The organism is Chthoniobacterales bacterium (assembly GCA_036569045.1).
Taxonomy (GTDB): domain Bacteria; phylum Verrucomicrobiota; class Verrucomicrobiia; order Chthoniobacterales; family JAATET01; genus JAATET01.
The window spans coordinates 122,661-139,243 of record DATCRI010000011.1 but is presented as its reverse complement, the minus strand read 5'-3'; the positions used below and the strand labels follow the sequence as shown (position 1 = coordinate 139,243).

Sequence of the window (16,583 nt, the reverse complement as noted above, 5' to 3'; positions counted from 1 at the left end):
CGGTGGGACTCGCTAGGGTTGCGGGCATGAGGTGGGGCATTGCGGGCTTGCTGAGCGTTGGAATGGTCGCCATGGCGGGGGCGGAGCCGCTGTCGGTGCGGATCGTGGCGGGGAATCTCACGTCGGGAAACCACCAGACGTATTCGCCGGATAATGGGAACCATTCGAATCCCGAGGGTGCGGGGGCGCGCATCCTGCAGGGGCTGAAGCCGGATGTGGCGCTGCTGCAGGAGTGCAATCCGACGGTGCCGGCGCGGCAATGGGTGAACGCGACGTTTGGGCCGGAGTTCTCGTTTTTCATCGAGGCGGAAGCGCAGCCGGGGGGAATCCCGAATGGGATCGTGAGCCGGTGGCCGATCGTCGAGAGCGGCGAGTGGGACGACGTCTCGCAGAAGAACCGGGACTTTGCGTGGGCGAAGATCGCGCTGCCGGGCGGGCGATTCCTGTGGGCGATCAGCGTGCATCTGTATTCGCAGAAGTCCGCGGTGCGGGCGGCGGAGGCGAAAGCGCTGGTGGAGCTGATGCGGACGAAGATTCCGGCGGAGGATCTGGTGGTGTTGGGCGGGGATTTCAATACGAAGACGCGGGGCGAGGCGGGCGTGGTGGTGCTGGCGGAGGAGTTCGACGCGAAACGGGAGCCGGCGACCGACCAGGCGGGCGAGGCGGATACGAACGCGCCGCGGAACAAGCCCTACGACTGGGTGCTGGCCGACCGGGAGCTGGCGGCGTGCGCGGCGCCGACGCGGATCGGCGAGGCGACGTTTCCGCACGGGCTGGTCTTCGACAGTCGGGTGTATGAGCCGCTGGCTGACGTCGTGCCGGTGCAGCGGGACGACAGCGCGGCGCCGAACATGCAGCACATGGCGGTGGTGCGAGATTTTCTCGTGCCGGCGGCGAAGTAGCGCTCAGCGCGTGGCCTGGGGCGGCGGCTGGAGGGCGCGGAGGGTGGCGTTCGTCGTGAGGACGTCGTGCTGGAAGCGGCGCTGGGTGAGGGTGCCGTTGATCTGGTTGAGCAGGTTTTGATTCGCGGCGACCGGGGCGGTGGTGAGCGGGGAGGCGACGGTGACCGGTGGCTGCGGCTGGTAGATGATGACCTGCTGGGCGGCGGCCGTCGCCAGCGCAGCCGCGAAGAGGCAGGTGGCGGCGAAGGGTCTCATGAAGCAAGATAGGCGGGCGGCGAGGGCCGGCAAGGGGCGGTCTGGGTTTTGCGGACCACGATGATCTTCCGATTCGAAGAGCGGCCGCCGGGGCGCGGCGGCTACGCGGCGACCTCGACGTTCACCGAGAAATACAGCGAGTGCGAGCCGCCGCCGCCGAGGATGCCGCGAATGAGGCTGACGTCGCCATAGTCACGGCCCCAGCCGATGGTGGCGTATTCCTCGGTGATGAGGCGGTTGTTGGTGGGGTCGATATCGATCCAGCCGTGGCCGGGGCAATACACCGAGACCCAGGCATGCGAGGCGTCCGCGCCGAAGACGCGCCGGCGGCCGGGCGGGGGCTGCGTGCGCAGATAACCGCTGACGTAGCGGGCAGCGAGGCCGAGGGAGCGCAGGCAGGAGATTTGCAGGTGGGCGAAATCCTGGCAGACGCCGCGGCGGGTTTCAAAAACCTCGCTGAGCGGCGTGGCGACGCTGGTGGCGAGGTTGTCGAAGATGAACTCGCGAAAAATGCGGGCGGTCAGGTCGAGGACGCCTTCGAGGACTGGCCGGCCGGCGGGAAAGGACTCTCGTGCCCAGTCGCGCAGGATGTCGAGATGCGGGGCGTAGGCGGAGGGGTAGATGAACGTGCGCGGATCGGCCTCGAGCGAATCGAGAAGCTCGTCGGCGACCTGCTCCCAGGCGGGAGTCTGCGCGGCAGCGGGGACTTTCGGCAGGGTCGTCTCGACCTTGCTGATGCACTTGATGTGAAGGCCGACGTGGGATTCGCCGATGAAGAATTCCGTGACGTGGTTGCCGAAATTGTCGCGGCGGGAATTGATCGTCGTCGGTTGCGGCGTGAACTCGAAATGCGAGGAGAGGACGCGCTGGTTCGCAAACTCCCGCGGCTGCATGTGGAGCAGGTGCTGCGAGAGCGGGACCGCCTCGGCGTAGCGGTATTCGGTCCAATGGTAGACATCGAGCGTCATACGGTGTCGGGAAGCATGGTAGTGGCGACGTCGCGGCCGAGCGAGGACGTGTGCAGATGGGTGAAAAAGCGACGCGAGATCTGCGCGGAGAGGTCGAGCATGGAGTTCTCGACGGTGGTGAGGTGGTGTGCCTCGAGCTGGGCGACATCGAGCAGGCGCACGTCGCTGAGGACGCGGAGGGCGAGCCGTTCCTCGGGGAGCTTGAAGGTGTCGGCATGCTCGCGCGGGAGCGAGAGCAGATCCTCGAGCAGGAGGGAGAGCTGCGTGGCGAGGGCGCGGGGGTTCGACTCGTCGCCTAGCAGGAGATCGAGCACGGCGTCGCGGCGGACGACGGCGTATTTCTGACGGTAGGTGATGACGGCGTCGAAGACGTCGAGCAGCACGTCGAACAGAGTCGAGGCGGCGTCGCGGCGCGCGGTGAGCGCCTCGGCGACGAGGCGGGCGCTGTAGGTGGCGCGTTCGATCCGGCGGCCGAGCTCCATGAAACGCCAGGCGCTGCCGTGGGTCATGTTCTCGGTGAGCACGCCGTTCAGCGCCGAGATGTGGAGGATGAGCGCGTTGAGGTCGAAGTCCGACTCGTTGCGCTCGCCCTGGGCGATGAGGTCAGGAAGCTGGTTAGCGATGCGCCAGGTGTCGGTGGTGACCTGGTCGCGCACGGACGAGATCACGTCGCGGAGACGGTCGACAATGGCGGCGAGGCTGCCGGAGCTCTCGCGATCGAGCATCTGGCGGATGAGCTCGCGGTCGAGGGTCGTCTGGCTGGCGGTGGAGGCCCGCGGCTGGTATTGCCCGAAATGCTCGAGCGTGCGGAGAACGGGCCGGAAGTCCGATAGCTCGAGCCAGCCCTGCTGATTGAGCAGACCTTCCCGCACGGCGCGGGCCATGCGGGCGCTGAACTCGCAGCGCTCGATGTAGCGGCCGAACCAGAACAGGCTGTCGGCGATGCGGCTGGTCACCCCGGGCGTGACCCGGCGGAGCTCCGTCTCGCTGGCCGGGCCGGCGGCGTGATTCGCCGGCTCGGCTTCCGCGAGGTCGACCCACGTGTCCTTCGTGCCGCCATCGTTGCGCATGAGCACGCCGTGGCTGGATTCCTCGTCGGCCACGCGCGTGAGACCGCCGGGCATGACGAGATAGTCGTCGCCGTTGCGGACGGCGAAGACGCGGAGCACGACGGAAAACGGGCGGAGGCGGCCGCCGATGAAGTCGGGGCATTGCGAGAGGCGCACGATTTCCTGGCCCGTCACGAATTCCGGGCGCGCCTGGATCGCCGCGCGAAGGCGCTTCGGATCGGCGTCGGGATCGGGACGGTCGCCGGGGAAGTCGAACGAGGCCTTCACCTTCAGGCCGTGCAGGTTTCGCAGCACGTATTGCTGCTCGCGGGACTGGCCGCACCACCAGCTTGCGATCGAGGGCATTCGGAGCTTTTCGCCGAGGAGGCGCTCGCAGATTTTGGGCAGGAACGCGGGCAGGGCGGGCGATTGCACGAGTCCGCTGCCGAGACTGTTCGCGAGGGTGACGCTGCCCGCACGAATCGCGTTCATGAGGCCGGGCACGCCGAGCAGGGATTCGTCGCGCAGCTCGAGCGGGTCGCAATAGTCGTCGTCCACGTGGCGCAGAATGACGTCGACGCGCTGGAGACCCTGGAGCGTGCGGATGTAGACGGTGTCGTTGCGCACGACGAGGTCCTGACCCTCGACGAGAGTGAAGCCGAGCTGGCGGGTGAGGTAGGCGTGCTCGAAATACGTCTCGCTCAGCCGGCCGGGCGTGAGCATCACGACCGTGGGCGGCAGGCCGGGGCGGGGATTGAGCGCTTCGAGGGCCGTCTTCATCTGGCGGAAAAAGCCGCCGAGGCGGGCAATCCGAGCCGTCTGAAAAATCTCGGGGAAGACGCGCGAGAGGACGACGCGATTTTCCAGCGCGTAACCGGCGCCGGCGGGGGCCTGCGTGCTGTCGGAGATCACCCACCAGCTGCCGTCGGGCGAACGCGCGAGATCGACGGCATACATGACGAGCCGGGCGTCGTGCGGCACGGGCACGCCGACGCACGGGAGCAGATACGAGCTGCTGCCGAAGACGAGCGCGGGAGGGATGAGCGATTCCCTGATGAGGTCCTGCTTCCCGTAGAGATCGTTGAGCGCGGCGTTGAGCAGGCGGGCGCGCTGGCGCACGGCGGGCTCGATGAGCGCCCAGTCGCTGCCGGGAATGCGCAGCGGAATCGGATTCAGCTCCCACGAGCGGGTGGCGTCTTCCGCGTCCGGCATGCCGACCTGATAGGCCACGCCGTTGTCGCGAAGAATCTTCCGCGCGTGATTCCAGCGCCGCGTGATCTCGCCCGGGCCGAGGCGTTCGAAATACGCGGCGATTTCGCGCCAATGTGGACGGATGTTTCCGTCCGAGCCGAGGAATTCGTCGTAGAGGCCGGCCAGAAGGCCCCGGGGTGCGGCGTAATCGAGTGGCGACCGGGGCATGGCGTCAGGAGGGAGCGCCGTCACGGCGCGTCCCCCTCGGTTGGGAGCATGGCTCTGTCGAAATGGTGGCGGTGGGCGCGATCAGATGCCTCCGACGCCCTTGGAGTGAGCGCGAAGGTCGAGCGTGAACGGGAATTCCTTCGATTTGGCGAGTGGCGGCACCTCGAACTTCCCGGGCGTGTGACCGAACGGGAAGAAGCGGGAGAGGCGACGGCTCTCGGCTTCGTAGGAATTGACCGGGAAGGTCTCGTGGCTGCGGCCGCCGGGGTGCGAGACGTGGTAGGTGCAACCGGCCACGGTTTTCTCGTTCCACGTGTCGTAGATGTCGATGACGAGCGGGGTGTGCACGCCGATCGTCGGCTGGAGGCACTGCGGCGGCTGCCACGCGCGGTAGCGAATGCCGGCGACGTATTCGCCGACGCTGCCGGTGTTGTGCATGGGCACGGGAATGCCGTTGCAGAGAATCTGGTAGCGGGTGCCGACCATGCCGGTGGCCTTGACCTGGACGCGCTCGAGCGAAGAGTCCACATAGCGGACGGTGCCGCCGACGTAGCCTTCTTCACCGAGGACGTGCCAGGGCTCGAGGGCGGTGCGGACCTCGAGCTGGAGCTCGCGGTAATGGCCCTTGCCGATGAGCGGGAAACGGAACTCCTGGTGCGGCGCGAACCACTCCGCGTCGAAGGCGTATCCCGCATCCTGCAAATCTCCAATGACATCGCCGAAATCCTGCCACACGAAGTGCGGTAACAGGAAGCGATCATGCAATTCGGTGCCCCAGGGCTCGAGCGGCCTGCGGTAGGGCTTGTTCCAGAATTCGCCGACGAGCGAGCGCAGCAGGAGCTGCTGCGTGAGGCTCATGCGGGCATGCGGAGGCATCTCGAATGCGCGGAGCTCGAGCAGGCCGAGGCGGCCGGAGCTGGAGTCGGGAGAATAGAGCTTGTCGATGCAGAACTCGGAGCGGTGCGTGTTGCCGGTGACGTCGACGAGGAGGTTGCGGAACACGCGGTCGACGAGCCACGGCGGCACGTCGCCCTTGTCGGGGATCTGGTTGAAGGCGATCTCGAGCTCGTAGAGCGCGTCGTTGCGGGCCTCGTCCACGCGCGGGCTCTGGCAGGTCGGGCCGATGAAGAGGCCCGAGAAGATGTAGGAGAGCGACGGGTGGTTGTGCCAGTAGTTGATGAGGCTTCGCAGGACGTCGGGCCGGCGCAGGAACGGGCTGTTCGTCGGCCGGTCGCTGCCGAGCACGATGTGGTTGCCGCCGCCGGTGCCGGTGTGGCGGCCGTCGACCATGAATTTCTCGGTGCCGAGGCGCGTCGTGTAGGCGTCCTCGTAAAGGCCTTCCGTGATGTCGACCATCTCGCGCCACGAGTGCGCCGGGTGGGTGTTCACCTCGATCACGCCGGGATCCGGGGTGACCTTGATGACGTTCAGGCGCGGGTCGCCGGGAGGCGGGTAGCCTTCGAGCATGACCGGCATCTTGAGGTAATCGGCGGTCTCCTCGATCGCGGCGACGAGCTCGAGGTATTGCTCGAGCGTCTGCAGCGGCGGCATGAAGACGTGCATGCGGCCGTGGCGCGGCTCGACGGCCATCGCCGTGCGCACGATCCAGGGCGCGGATTCGCCGGGTTGCGGCGCGGACCACGGGAATTTGCCGCCCGGGAACTCGCGACGCTTTGGCAGATCGGCCAGCGATCCTTCCTTCTCGTCGCCGGTGCCTTCGTCGCTTCCCTCCGCCCCGGGCGCGCCGGAGCCATGGCCAGAGCCGGGGCGGCCCTGCGGACGGAAGCCGGTATCCGCGCCGGAGCGGATGAAGCGGATGTATTCCTCGGTGAGTTTGCCGGCTTCCTGATACGCCTGCGCGCGGCGCTCGGGGCGCGGCGGGAGCGGACCGAATTCCGCCGAGGGATCGGGTTCGTAGATCCATGGGTATTCGGATTCCTTCACCCAAGGGATGGAATCCACGGGCAGGCGGAAGCCGATTGGCGAGTCGCCGGGCACGAGGTAAAGCGTCTCGGGGCGCAGGAACCACGCGCCGGAACTCCAGCCGCCGGAGTAGCGGATCGGCAGCACGTGGCCGATGACCTTGTTCAGCCCCTGCTCGAAGACCCGGGCAATGCGGTCGCGCTCGAGCTTGTCCTTGAGGTTCGATTTGAGCGGATCGACGTTCGCGGGCAGGCGCCGCTCCTTCCACATGTAATACCAGGCATCCTCGTAGGCCGGCATGATGAAACGCGGGTCCACGTCGAGGCGATGGGTGAGCGCGTCGAGGAAGCGCATCGAATCCACGTCCGTAAGGCCGTAATCCGTCTCTTCGTCGGCGATGAGCGCGTGATTTTCCCAGATGGCTTCGCCGTCCTTGCGCCAGAAGCAGCCAAAGGCCCAGCGAGGCAGCTGCTCGCCGGGATACCACTTGCCCTGGCCGTGATGGAGCAATGCGCCGGGGCCGAATCGCTTCTGGAGCTTGCGCAGGAGCTTGTCGGCGAGGCCGCGCTTCATCGGGCCCATCGCCTCCGCGTTCCACTCCGCGCCCTCCATGTCATCAATCGAGACGAACGTCGGTTCGCCGCCCATCGTGAGGCGCACGTCGCCGTCCTTCAGGATCTCGTCGACCTTGTCGCCGAGCGCGAGGATCTTCTCCCACTGCTCCTCGGTGTAGGGTTTCGTCACGCGCGGGGATTCGTAAATGCGCGTCACGGACATCTCGAAATCGAATTCCGTCTCGCACTTCTCGGTGGAACCGGTGATCGGCGCCGCGGTCGAGGGCTCCGGCGTGCAGGCGAGCGGGATGTGGCCTTCGCCCGCGAGCAGGCCCGAGGTGGCGTCGAAGCCGATCCAGCCCGCGCCGGGCAGGTAAACCTCGGTCCACGCGTGGAGGTCGGTGAAGTCCTCCTCCGCGCCGGACGGGCCGTCGAGCGACTTCACGTCGGGCTTGAGCTGGATGAGGTAGCCCGAGACGAAGCGCGCCGCGAGGCCGCAACGACGGAGCAAATTGCAGAACAGCCAGGCCGAGTCGCGGCACGAGCCCGAGGCCTTCTCGAGCGTCTCCTCGGGCGTCTGCACGCCGGGCTCCATGCGGACGAGATAGCTGATGTCCTGCTGGAGCTTCTGGTTGATGGCGACGAGAAAATCGATCGTGCGTTGCTCGTCCTTCGGAATGGACTCGAAGAGTGCCTCGAAAAGCGGGCCGTCCGCCTCGCATTTCAAATAGGGGGCGAGATCGTGCGCGAGCGCCGCCTCGTAGGTGAACGGAAATTTCTCGGCGGCTGGCTCGAGGAAGAAGTCGAACGGATTGTAAACCGCCATCTGCGCGACCACCTCGACCTCGACCTCGAACTTCTCGGTCTTGTCGGGGATCATCAGCCGCGCGAGGTAGTTACTGAACGGATCCTGCTGCCAGTTGAGGAACTTGTTTTCCGGCAGGATTCGGAGCGAATAGCTCAGGATCGGCGTGCGGCAGTGCGGCGCCGGACGCAGCCGGATCACCTGTGGCCCCATCGCGATGAGGCGGTCGTAAGAGTAGGTCGTGCGGTGCTTGAGTGCGACGTGGATCGACATGAAATTTTTTTCCCCGGGGCTGCCTAACGGTTTCCCTGTCAAGGCACCAGCACGAACGGGGCCAAGTCGGGCAAAATGCCGGATCGCGTTAGTCGGCGAACTCCGTGAAGACTTTTTTCGCGACAGCGAGCGCATTGTAAGCCGCCGGAAAACCGATGTAGATGGTCATCTGCTGGATCAAGGCGAGCACCTCCGCCTTCGTCAGCAGGCTGCTTTCGAGCGCACCGCGCGTGTGCCACTCGAATTGCGGCAGACTCGCCGATGTGATGAGCGAGGCCAGCGTGGCGACCTTCCGGGATTTCTGGTCGAGCGCCTCGTTGGTGTAAAAATCGGCAAACCCGTGCTCGACGACGAACTGCGTGAGCTCCGGGGCGTTTTCCATCGCCCGCTTCGCGCCCTCTTCCCCGAGATGAAGTTTCAAGAACGGCAGGCCCTGGTCGAATTTTTCGCTCATGCCTCGATGGAAGCACAGCGTGGGCCGATCAGCGAACGGTTGCGGTGCGAAGAATCTCGCGGCCCTCGCGGATGTCGGCTTCCGCTGCTGCGTTCGAGCCGTCGTGATAGGTGGCAGAGACGGGTTTGCTGCCGGCCATCAGCCAGACGGCGACGAGCCCGTGCTCCTTCGAGGGATATTCGGCGAACGCAAGCAACCCGAGTTTCGTTTTCGTGAAGGAGAGCGGCGGAGCGGTGGCCGGCTTTAGCGCAGGCTCCATGCCATCGAGCAATTCGCGGAATCTTTCGGTGATGGCCGCCTCGTCCGGAGGCTCCGCAAAGGGAGGCAAATCTCGGATCTCGAAAAGGCCGGCTCCGCCGCGAGGGGAGCGGTAGGTCGAGGAGGGGCCGCGAACGAGCTGCCAGTCGGCCGGGATGTTCGGTCGAAAGACGGCCTCGCGCCGGTTGGGCTCGAAATCTCCGTAAATGAAATGCCCGATCACTTTGGGGACCGGCATGGCGGTGACCCCGACCAGCACCATGAAAAGGCCGATCGTTGCGGCGGGGAAAATGCCTTCTCCACCCCAGTAATCGAGGGCCAGCACGCCGATGATTGCCGCTGCGACCCAGATGGCGGCACGCTGCCACGGCTCCGGCGGCAGGGTCGAGAAATAGGAAAGCAGCCAGACGCCGATTCCAAAGGTGCAGGCTCTTTTGAAGTAGGAGTGATTCCAGGTGAACGAATCTTCCCCGAACTTTCTCCAGCGGAAGACGACATAGAGGGCAATCACCACCAGTGGCAGGGTGATCCAAACCTCCAGCGGCAATCCCCGAACCATGATCGAGGCGAGCAACGGATCCATGTGTGCGCCCTCGATAGTCGGGCGACCGCCGCGGGGCAAGGGGAACCGTGCCTACGCGGCCTCGGCGACGGGCTTCTTCTCGGCGGCGGGCTTTTTCGGGGCGGCCTTGCGGGGCTCGAACTCGAAGCCGACCTTCGCGCCTTCCAGCTTGAGGTAGGCGCTGAACGGGCGGCCTTTCTTGCTGATGAATTTCGGCAGGAGGTCCGTCTTGCCGGTCTCGAGCAGCTTCTTCACCTGCTCGGCGGGGATTTCCTTCTGGAGGATCACCTTGCCGGTGCGGAATTTGCAGGCGGGCGTCTGGTCGCAGACGTAGGCGGCGCCGATGTCGTGAACCTGGCCCTTTTTGCAGACCGGGCAGAGGCCGATGACCGGGGCGTTCGAGAAATCGGGCGGCGCGGCGGCTTCGTCGGTGTTGCCGAAGTCGAAGGTCTGCTTGAACTCCGCGTCGAGCTTCACGAGGGCGCTGAACGGGCGGCCCATCTTGCTGCGGAAGCCTTCGAGCGGGCCGACCTGGCCGGTTTCGAGAAGCGTCTTCACCTCTTCACGCTCGAGCTCGCGGCCGGCCATCGTCTTCCAGATGATCGTGCCGCTCGGGGCTTCGTAGGCCTTGAAGGTCTCCTTGAACGCGACGACTTCGCCGGTCTTCGGGTCCTTCGCCTCGAGGTCGAGGAAGTTGCCGCCGATGTCGCCAGAGTAGCCCTTGGCCTTCTCGACGATCTCCTCGGTGAACTTGCGGATGCCGGCCATGAAGGTCGCGCGGTCGGTCAGGCCGTCCTCCATGAGCTTGAGCTGATATTCCCAGCCGCCGGTCATTTCCGGGGAGGTGAGCGAGTCCACGCCGATGCCGCGCAGGAGCGTGATGAGCGAGAGGCCCTTCGAGGTGACGATGATGTCGCGGCCCTGGCGGACGAGATAGCCGTCGAGGATGAGGCCTTCGATGATTTGCGCGCGGGTGGCCGGGGTGCCAAGGCCACGCTGTGACATGGCCTCGCGGAGTTCCTCGTCCTCGACGAGTTTGCCGGCTCCTTCCATCGCGGAGAGGAGCGTCGCTTCGTTGTAACGGGCAGGTGGCCTCGTTTCGCAGTCCTTGATTTCGAGATTTTTCGTAGTTGCGGATTCACCGGGCGTGATCGCAACCACGTTGTCTTCGCCCTCGGTCTGTTTGCCGTAAACGGCGAGCCAGCCGGGGAAGGTGAGGATTTTGCCGTCGGTCTTGAATGCCTCTCCCTCGACGCGTGTGATGCGGGTCGTGACCTCGAATTGCGCGGCGGGATAGAAGACCGCGATGAAGCGGCGGGCGACCATGTCGTAGATTTTCATCTCGAAATCATCGAGATTTTTCGGGGAAACGCCGGTCGGCACGATGGCGTGGTGGTCGGAGACCTTCGCGTCGTTGAAGATGCGCTTGTTCGGATGCACCCAGCCTTCCTTGAGCGCCTTTTGGGCATGTGTGGAGAGCGAGGGATCCTCGAATTTGGTCATGCGCGCCTTGACCTCGTTGAGGTTGTCCTCGGGAAGGTAGCGGGAGTCGGTTCGCGGGTAGGTGAGGACCTTGTGCTTCTCGTAGAGGGCCTGCGCGAGCTGGAGCGTGCGGCGGGCGCTAAGGCCGAATCGGCCGTTCGCCTCGCGCTGGAGTGTGGTCAGGTCGTAAAGCTGCGGAGCGATTTGTGAGGTCGGTTTCTTTTCCTCCTCGATAATTCCGGGTTTGCCCGCGCACCTGGTGACGATTTCCTCCGCGAAGGTTTTGTTCCAAATGCGCTCCGGGCGCGCCTGTTCGTCATCGCCTTTTTTGAAACCCTCATGGAACCAACGACCGCGGTAATCGCCTGCCTGAACGCCGAAGTCCGCATAGACTTCCCAATACGGACGGGGCTGGAAGGCGCGGATCTTTTCCTCGCGCTCGGCGAGGATGGCGAGCGTGGGCGTCTGCACGCGGCCGACGGGCGTGAGCTGGAAGCCGCCGCCCTTGCTGTTGAAAGCGGTCATGGCGCGGGTGCCATTGATGCCGACGAGCCAGTCGCTTTCGCTGCGGCAGACGGCGGCGTCGGCGAGCGGCTTCATCTCGGCGCCGTCGCGAAGCTTCTCGAAGCCCGTCCTGATGGCCTCGGGGGTCATCGACTGCAGCCAGAGGCGGCTCGTGGGCTTCTTCGAGCCCGTGAGCTGCATGATGTAATGGAAAATGAGTTCGCCCTCGCGGCCGGCGTCGCAGGCGTTCACGACGTCGTCGATGTCGGCCCGCTTCAGGAGGCGCTTGATGACTTTCAGCCGCGATTCGTTCTTTTCGATCGGCTTGAGGTCGAAGGCGTCGGGAATGATCGGGAGATTCGCGAAGCTCCACTTTCCGCGCTTCTTGTCCATCTCGTTGGGCAGGCAGAGCTCCACGAGGTGGCCGACGGCGGAAGTGATCACCCAGTCGTCGTTCTCGAACCAGTCACCCTGCTTGGGCACCTTGCCGAGCACCCGCGCGAGATCGGTGGCGACGCTGGGCTTTTCGGCAATGACGAGGGTTTTTCCCATGAGATGTTTGACCGGTGAGGACGCGAAGCTCGCGGAGCGGTCGGAATTCGTCCTCCCGCGTCCTCCGAGGTCTTCGAAGTTAGTTGGTTTTTACGAAACGGGTGCCGGGCAGTTGTTTCACCAGGCGCTTCATTTCAAGGGCGAGCAACGTAGAAGACACTTTTGCGGATGGCAACCCGCTTCTGGTGATGATTGCGTCGATAGGGTTCTCGTCATCTGTGAGGGACGAAAATACTAGTTTTTCGGTATCGGTCAGGTCAGCGGGGGGCGGAGGGGGCGCGAGGTCGGGCTGTTCGGCGAAGAGAAGGCCGAGGTCGTCGAGGATGTCCTGCGCACTCTGGACGAGCTTTGCGCCCTGCTGGATGAGGCGGTTCGAGCCGAGGGCGGCGGGATTGTCGATGCGGCCGGGCACGGCGTAGAGCGTGCGACCCTGGTCGGCGGCCTGGCCGGCGGTGATGAGCGCCCCGCTGGTGAGGCCGGCCTCGACGACGAGCAGGCCGAAGCTGCAGCCGGCGACAATCCGGTTCCGCATCGGAAACGTCTGGCGGTCCGGCTTCGTATCCATCGGGAATTCGCTGAGGACGGCGCCATTGCCGGCGGCGATTTTTTCGGCGAGTTCCTGATTTTGCGGGGGATAAAGCTGATTCAGGCCCGAGCCCAGGACGGCGATCGTGCGGCCTTTCGCGGCGAGGGCGCCCTGGTGGGCGGCGGTGTCGATACCGCGGGCGAGGCCGCTGTAAACGGTGAGGCCCGCGTAGGCGAGCTGGTAGGAGAGCTTCTTCGCGCACTCGGTCGCGTAGTGGCTGGGCTTGCGCGGGCCGACGACGCCGATGCCGTGGCGGTCGCGCTCGGTGATCTGGCCCCAAACGTAAAGGGCGATCGGCGGATCGTGGATCTCGCGCAGGAGCTCCGGGTAGGCTGCGTCGGTGGGAATGAGGACGTGCGCGCCGAAGTCGGCGATGCGCTGAAGCTCGGCCGGGAGATCGACGACTTTTTCCCAGCCGGCGATGGACCTGGCGACGTCGGGGCCGATACCGTCCACGCGCTCCAGCTCAGAGGCGGAGGCCGCGAGGATGCGCTGCGGAGTATCGAAAGTTTCGAGAAGTCGGCGCAACCGCACGGGGCCGAGGCGCGGCACCATGTTCAGTGCGATGTGGGCCTCGGTATCGGTCATTCCGGCCGGGAGGATGCCTGAGATGCGCCGGCGGGGAAAGGAGGTTTCGTCAGGCGATCAGGCGATGATCTTCCAGGTGAAAGATGGTGTGGGGCAGGGCGGGATCGAGCCAGTCGAGGTGCGTCGTGGTGATGAGACGCTGGGCGTCCGCGGGCAGGTGTGTGAGGAGGTTGCCGCGGCGGGTGGGGTCGAGCTCGCCGAAGACGTCGTCGATGAGGAGGAGCGGCGTGCGGCCCGTGCGGGCCATGATGAGGCGGGTCTGCGCGAGCTTGAGGGCAAGGGCGAGGGTGCGCTGCTGGCCCTCGGAGGCGAAGCGAGCGGCTTCCATGCCATTGAGCTCGAGCGCGAGGTCGTCGCGGTGCGGGCCGACAGTGGTCTGACGGAGCCGGGTTTCCTCCGGGCGCGTGGCGGTGAGGTCGGAAATTGGCGAAGGCAGGTAGGCGGAGCGGATAGATTCCGCGCGGCCGCCGATGTCGTGAACGGCCTGCTCGATAAGCGGAGCGAGGTTCGCGGCGAGGTCGGACCGGGCCTTCGTGAGATGGCCGCCGTGCTCGAGCAGGAGGGGATCGAAAGCCTCGATCTCGCGGCGGGGGCGGGCCTCCTTGAGCAACGCATTGCGGGAACGCAGCGCGCGGTCGTAGGCGCGGAGGTGGCGGAGATAGAGTGGGTCGAGCTGGCTGCCGAGGAAGTCGAGGTAGCGGCGGCGTTTCGATGACGTTCCGCGGAGGATGTCCATGTCGTCGTTCGAGAACCACGCGACGCGCGCGACCTTCAGGTAATCGGCGGAGCGGGACTGCGGAACGGAATCGAGGGTGAGGGTGCGCTTCGGCGGCTCGTAGCGAAAGTGAAGGTGCGTGCCGGCGAGGCGCGCGTCGATCGCGGCGCCGGGCTGGCCGTGGCGAACGACCTCGGCGAGCGTGGTGGTGCGCGGGGACTGGAGGCGGGCGACGACGCAGGTGGCCTCGAGGATGGATGTCTTGCCCTGGGCGTTCGCGCCGATCAGGAAATTCGTTCCGGGTGCGGGCTCGAACCGCAGCCGCGAAAAGCAGCGGAAGTCGGCGAGGCGCAGGTCGGTGAGCACGGAAGGATTTTGACGGAATTAACGGAATTCCGGGAATTTTCGAGTTGAGATCAGCCACGCCGCGACCTCGGGCCAATGGGCGAGGAGTTGGTCGAGGTCGTTGTGGCCGGCCTGCGGGGCGATCCATTGCTTTTTCGGGCCGCCGTAGCCGGCGTAGAGGCGCTCGGCGAGGCGCGGCGGAATGGTGCCGTCGCGGCCGGCGATGAGGAATGCCACCGGGCCATGGTAGCGGGCGAGGTTTCGGTCGGAGTCGAATCGGTGACGCATGAGCCAGCGGACGGGCAGCCACGGGTAATGCGCGGCGGCGCCGCTCGCCAGCGAATCGTAGGGCGTGACGAGCACAATGCCGGCGACCCGGTCGGGACGCGCGGCCGCCACGGCGCAGGCGACGCCGGTGCCGAGCGACTGGCCCATGATCTCGATGCGCCTTGCGGGATCGGCCGCGAGCGTGTCGAAGGCGTCGAGGGCGGCGGCGGTCATGCTCGCCGATGAGGGCGTGCCGGGGCGGGCGCCGTAGCCGGGGTATTCGAGCAGGTAGAGCGTGGGGCTGTCGGCGTCGTGCTGGCGCAGGGCTTCGTAATTGCGGCCGAGGGCGAAGCCGCCGTTGCCGTGAAAGACGAGGAGCGCGCGGGTGGGGTCGCCGGTGGTGGCGCGCCATCCGATGCGCTGGCCGGCGGCATTCGTCCAGGGCTCGAAGCCGTTCCCGCGGGCGAAGGCGTCGAGCTCGGTTTGGGAGGCGCGTTGAGGGAAGAAGAGGAGGCTTTCCTGTGCGAAATACAGATACGCACAGATGGCGATGTAGCCGGCGGCGAGCAGGGCGAGGATCGTCATGAGGGCGCGCACGGGCGGGATCAGGCCGACGTCCCGGCGCCGCGCGCGGCGAGCTGGCGGAGGATCTCGGCGTGCTTCGCCTTCGTGATCGGGTAGAGCCATGCGAACCAGAGGCCGACGAGGATGGCGATGGCCGGCAGGATGCCCACGCAGACGCGGATGGTCAGGAGCGCGCTGTCCGGCTGGACGACGTCGACGCCTTTCGATGAGACAAAGCCGGAGAGCTGGAGCGCCCAGCCGACGATGTAGGTGGTGACGGCGAGGCCAGCCTTTTGGACGAAGACGAAGAAGCCGTAGAAGATGCCGCCGCGACGTTCGCCGGTCTGGAGTTCGTCATACTCGATCGTGTCGGGCAGCATGGCATTCGGGATGAGGTAGCAGACGCAGGTGCCGAAGCCCGCGAGCGCGGCGAGCGCGAGGACGAGATGGAATTGATCCGCCGGCACGAAGATCAGCGCGAGCTGCGGGAAGAGCCAGACGATCATGCCGATGAAGTAGACTGGCTTCTTGCCCCAGCGGACGCTCAGCCAGCCCGCAGGCAGGAGCAGGACGAGCGCGGTGCATTGCACGACGAGCACGAGCAGCGCGAACTTCGCGAAGGGCAGTCGCATGTAGTTCACGACGTAGTAGGACAGGAACGAGGCCGTGAGCTGCATCGCGAGCCAGGAGAAGAGGTAGATCGCGACGACGATCACGTAGGGGCGATTCGAGAAGATGATGCGCAGGCCGGTGGCGATGCGGGCGGCAGGCGAAAGGGGGGCGGCGGGCGTGGCCGGCTCGAGCACGGGGATCTGCACGGCGGTGCGCCAGATTCCCGCGATGCAGAGGATACTCACGGCGGTGGAGATCGACGCGATCGTGAGGGCGATGGCCTGGAATTGCGCGGCGGCGGAGGCCTTCGCGAGCAGGCCGAAGATGGCCATGCCGATGAGGAGGCCGCCGACGGTGCCACCGATCGCGAACGCCATGCGGAAGCCGGAGATGCGCGAGCGTTCGTCGTAGTCCTGCGTGAACTCGGAGGTGAGCGTGTTGTGGGGCAGGATGAAGCCGGTGAAGAACGTGTCGAAGAGGACGGAGACGACGGTGAAGTAGGCGAAGAGCGCCCACTGGTTGTTCGCATCGATGAAGCCGGGGACGAGCCAGAGCATCCAGAAAAAGACCGAGAGCGGCAGGGCGGAGACGACCATCCACGGCAGGCGGCGGCCCCAGCGCGTGCGCGTGCGATCGCTCAGCCAGCCGATGAGGGGGTCGTTGATGGCGACCCAGAGCTTGCCGATGAGCAGCACGCTGCCAGCGAGGTCCGCGCGCAGGCCTGCGACGTTGGTGAGGAAGATCATCTGGAAGAACAGCAATGCGCTGCCGGCCATGGCGGGGCCGAATTCGCCGGAGCCGTAGGCCAGACGGGTGAGCGGGCGGAGTTTCTCCGTGGGAGTGGTCACGGACGGAGAAGTAGCGGGATCGCCCGGGAAGAACAGGCGGAAACGCGGCAGAGCCTCAGCGGTGGTATCCACGATGGGACTTGCTGCGCGATCGCCTG

The 16,583-nt window shown here is 65.9% G+C and carries 12 protein-coding genes; 1 reads left to right on the top strand and 11 read right to left on the bottom strand.

Features of this window, described 5'->3' with window-relative positions:
- Window positions 1–26: 26 nt before the first annotated feature.
- Window positions 27–902, top strand: a complete 876-nt coding sequence (locus VIM61_03570; GenBank protein HEY8899463.1) for an endonuclease/exonuclease/phosphatase family protein — start codon at window positions 27–29, stop codon at window positions 900–902.
- 3 nt (window positions 903–905) lie between these two features.
- Here VIM61_03570 and VIM61_03565 read toward each other — a convergent pair whose 3' ends face one another.
- The 11 genes from VIM61_03565 to VIM61_03515 all read right to left on the bottom strand — a co-directional run bounded on the left by VIM61_03565 (window position 906) and on the right by VIM61_03515 (window position 16,557).
- Window positions 906–1,157 carry a hypothetical protein gene (locus VIM61_03565; GenBank protein ID HEY8899462.1) on the bottom strand — a complete coding sequence of 84 codons (252 nt, stop codon included), beginning with the start codon at window positions 1,155–1,157 and terminating at the stop codon, window positions 906–908.
- A 101-nt stretch (window positions 1,158–1,258) separates the two neighbouring features.
- The gene (locus tag VIM61_03560; protein HEY8899461.1) at window positions 1,259–2,125 is read right to left on the bottom strand and encodes a transglutaminase family protein; all 867 of its coding nucleotides are present in this window, start codon (window positions 2,123–2,125) and stop codon (window positions 1,259–1,261) included.
- Window positions 2,122–4,593 (bottom strand): circularly permuted type 2 ATP-grasp protein, encoded by a 2,472-nt coding sequence (locus VIM61_03555; protein HEY8899460.1) that lies wholly within the window; start codon window positions 4,591–4,593, stop codon window positions 2,122–2,124. The genes VIM61_03560 and VIM61_03555 overlap by 4 nt, the downstream gene beginning before the upstream one ends.
- A gap of 81 nt (window positions 4,594–4,674) precedes the next feature.
- Entirely contained in the window at window positions 4,675–8,148 is a 3,474-nt protein-coding gene (locus VIM61_03550) for a transglutaminase family protein (protein HEY8899459.1), read from the bottom strand.
- An 88-nt stretch (window positions 8,149–8,236) separates the two neighbouring features.
- Window positions 8,237–8,602 (bottom strand): carboxymuconolactone decarboxylase family protein, encoded by a 366-nt coding sequence (locus VIM61_03545; protein ID HEY8899458.1) that lies wholly within the window; start codon window positions 8,600–8,602, stop codon window positions 8,237–8,239.
- A gap of 28 nt (window positions 8,603–8,630) precedes the next feature.
- Window positions 8,631–9,443, bottom strand: a complete 813-nt coding sequence (locus VIM61_03540; GenBank protein ID HEY8899457.1) for a hypothetical protein — start codon at window positions 9,441–9,443, stop codon at window positions 8,631–8,633.
- Between the two features lie 51 nt (window positions 9,444–9,494).
- Complete coding sequence (locus VIM61_03535) at window positions 9,495–11,960, bottom strand: DNA topoisomerase III (protein HEY8899456.1); 2,466 nt, start codon at window positions 11,958–11,960, stop codon at window positions 9,495–9,497.
- A 79-nt stretch (window positions 11,961–12,039) separates the two neighbouring features.
- Complete coding sequence (gene dprA / locus VIM61_03530) at window positions 12,040–13,134, bottom strand: DNA-processing protein DprA (GenBank protein HEY8899455.1); 1,095 nt, start codon at window positions 13,132–13,134, stop codon at window positions 12,040–12,042.
- A gap of 49 nt (window positions 13,135–13,183) precedes the next feature.
- Window positions 13,184–14,215 carry a DNA replication and repair protein RecF gene (gene recF, locus VIM61_03525; GenBank protein HEY8899454.1) on the bottom strand — a complete coding sequence of 344 codons (1,032 nt, stop codon included), beginning with the start codon at window positions 14,213–14,215 and terminating at the stop codon, window positions 13,184–13,186.
- Window positions 14,216–14,233: 18 nt separating this feature from the next.
- Window positions 14,234–15,058, bottom strand: coding sequence for an alpha/beta fold hydrolase (locus tag VIM61_03520; protein ID HEY8899453.1), 825 nt, complete (start codon window positions 15,056–15,058; stop codon window positions 14,234–14,236).
- 8 nt (window positions 15,059–15,066) lie between these two features.
- The gene (locus tag VIM61_03515) at window positions 15,067–16,557 is read right to left on the bottom strand and encodes a glycoside-pentoside-hexuronide (GPH):cation symporter (protein HEY8899452.1); all 1,491 of its coding nucleotides are present in this window, start codon (window positions 16,555–16,557) and stop codon (window positions 15,067–15,069) included.
- Window positions 16,558–16,583: the final 26 nt, after the last annotated feature.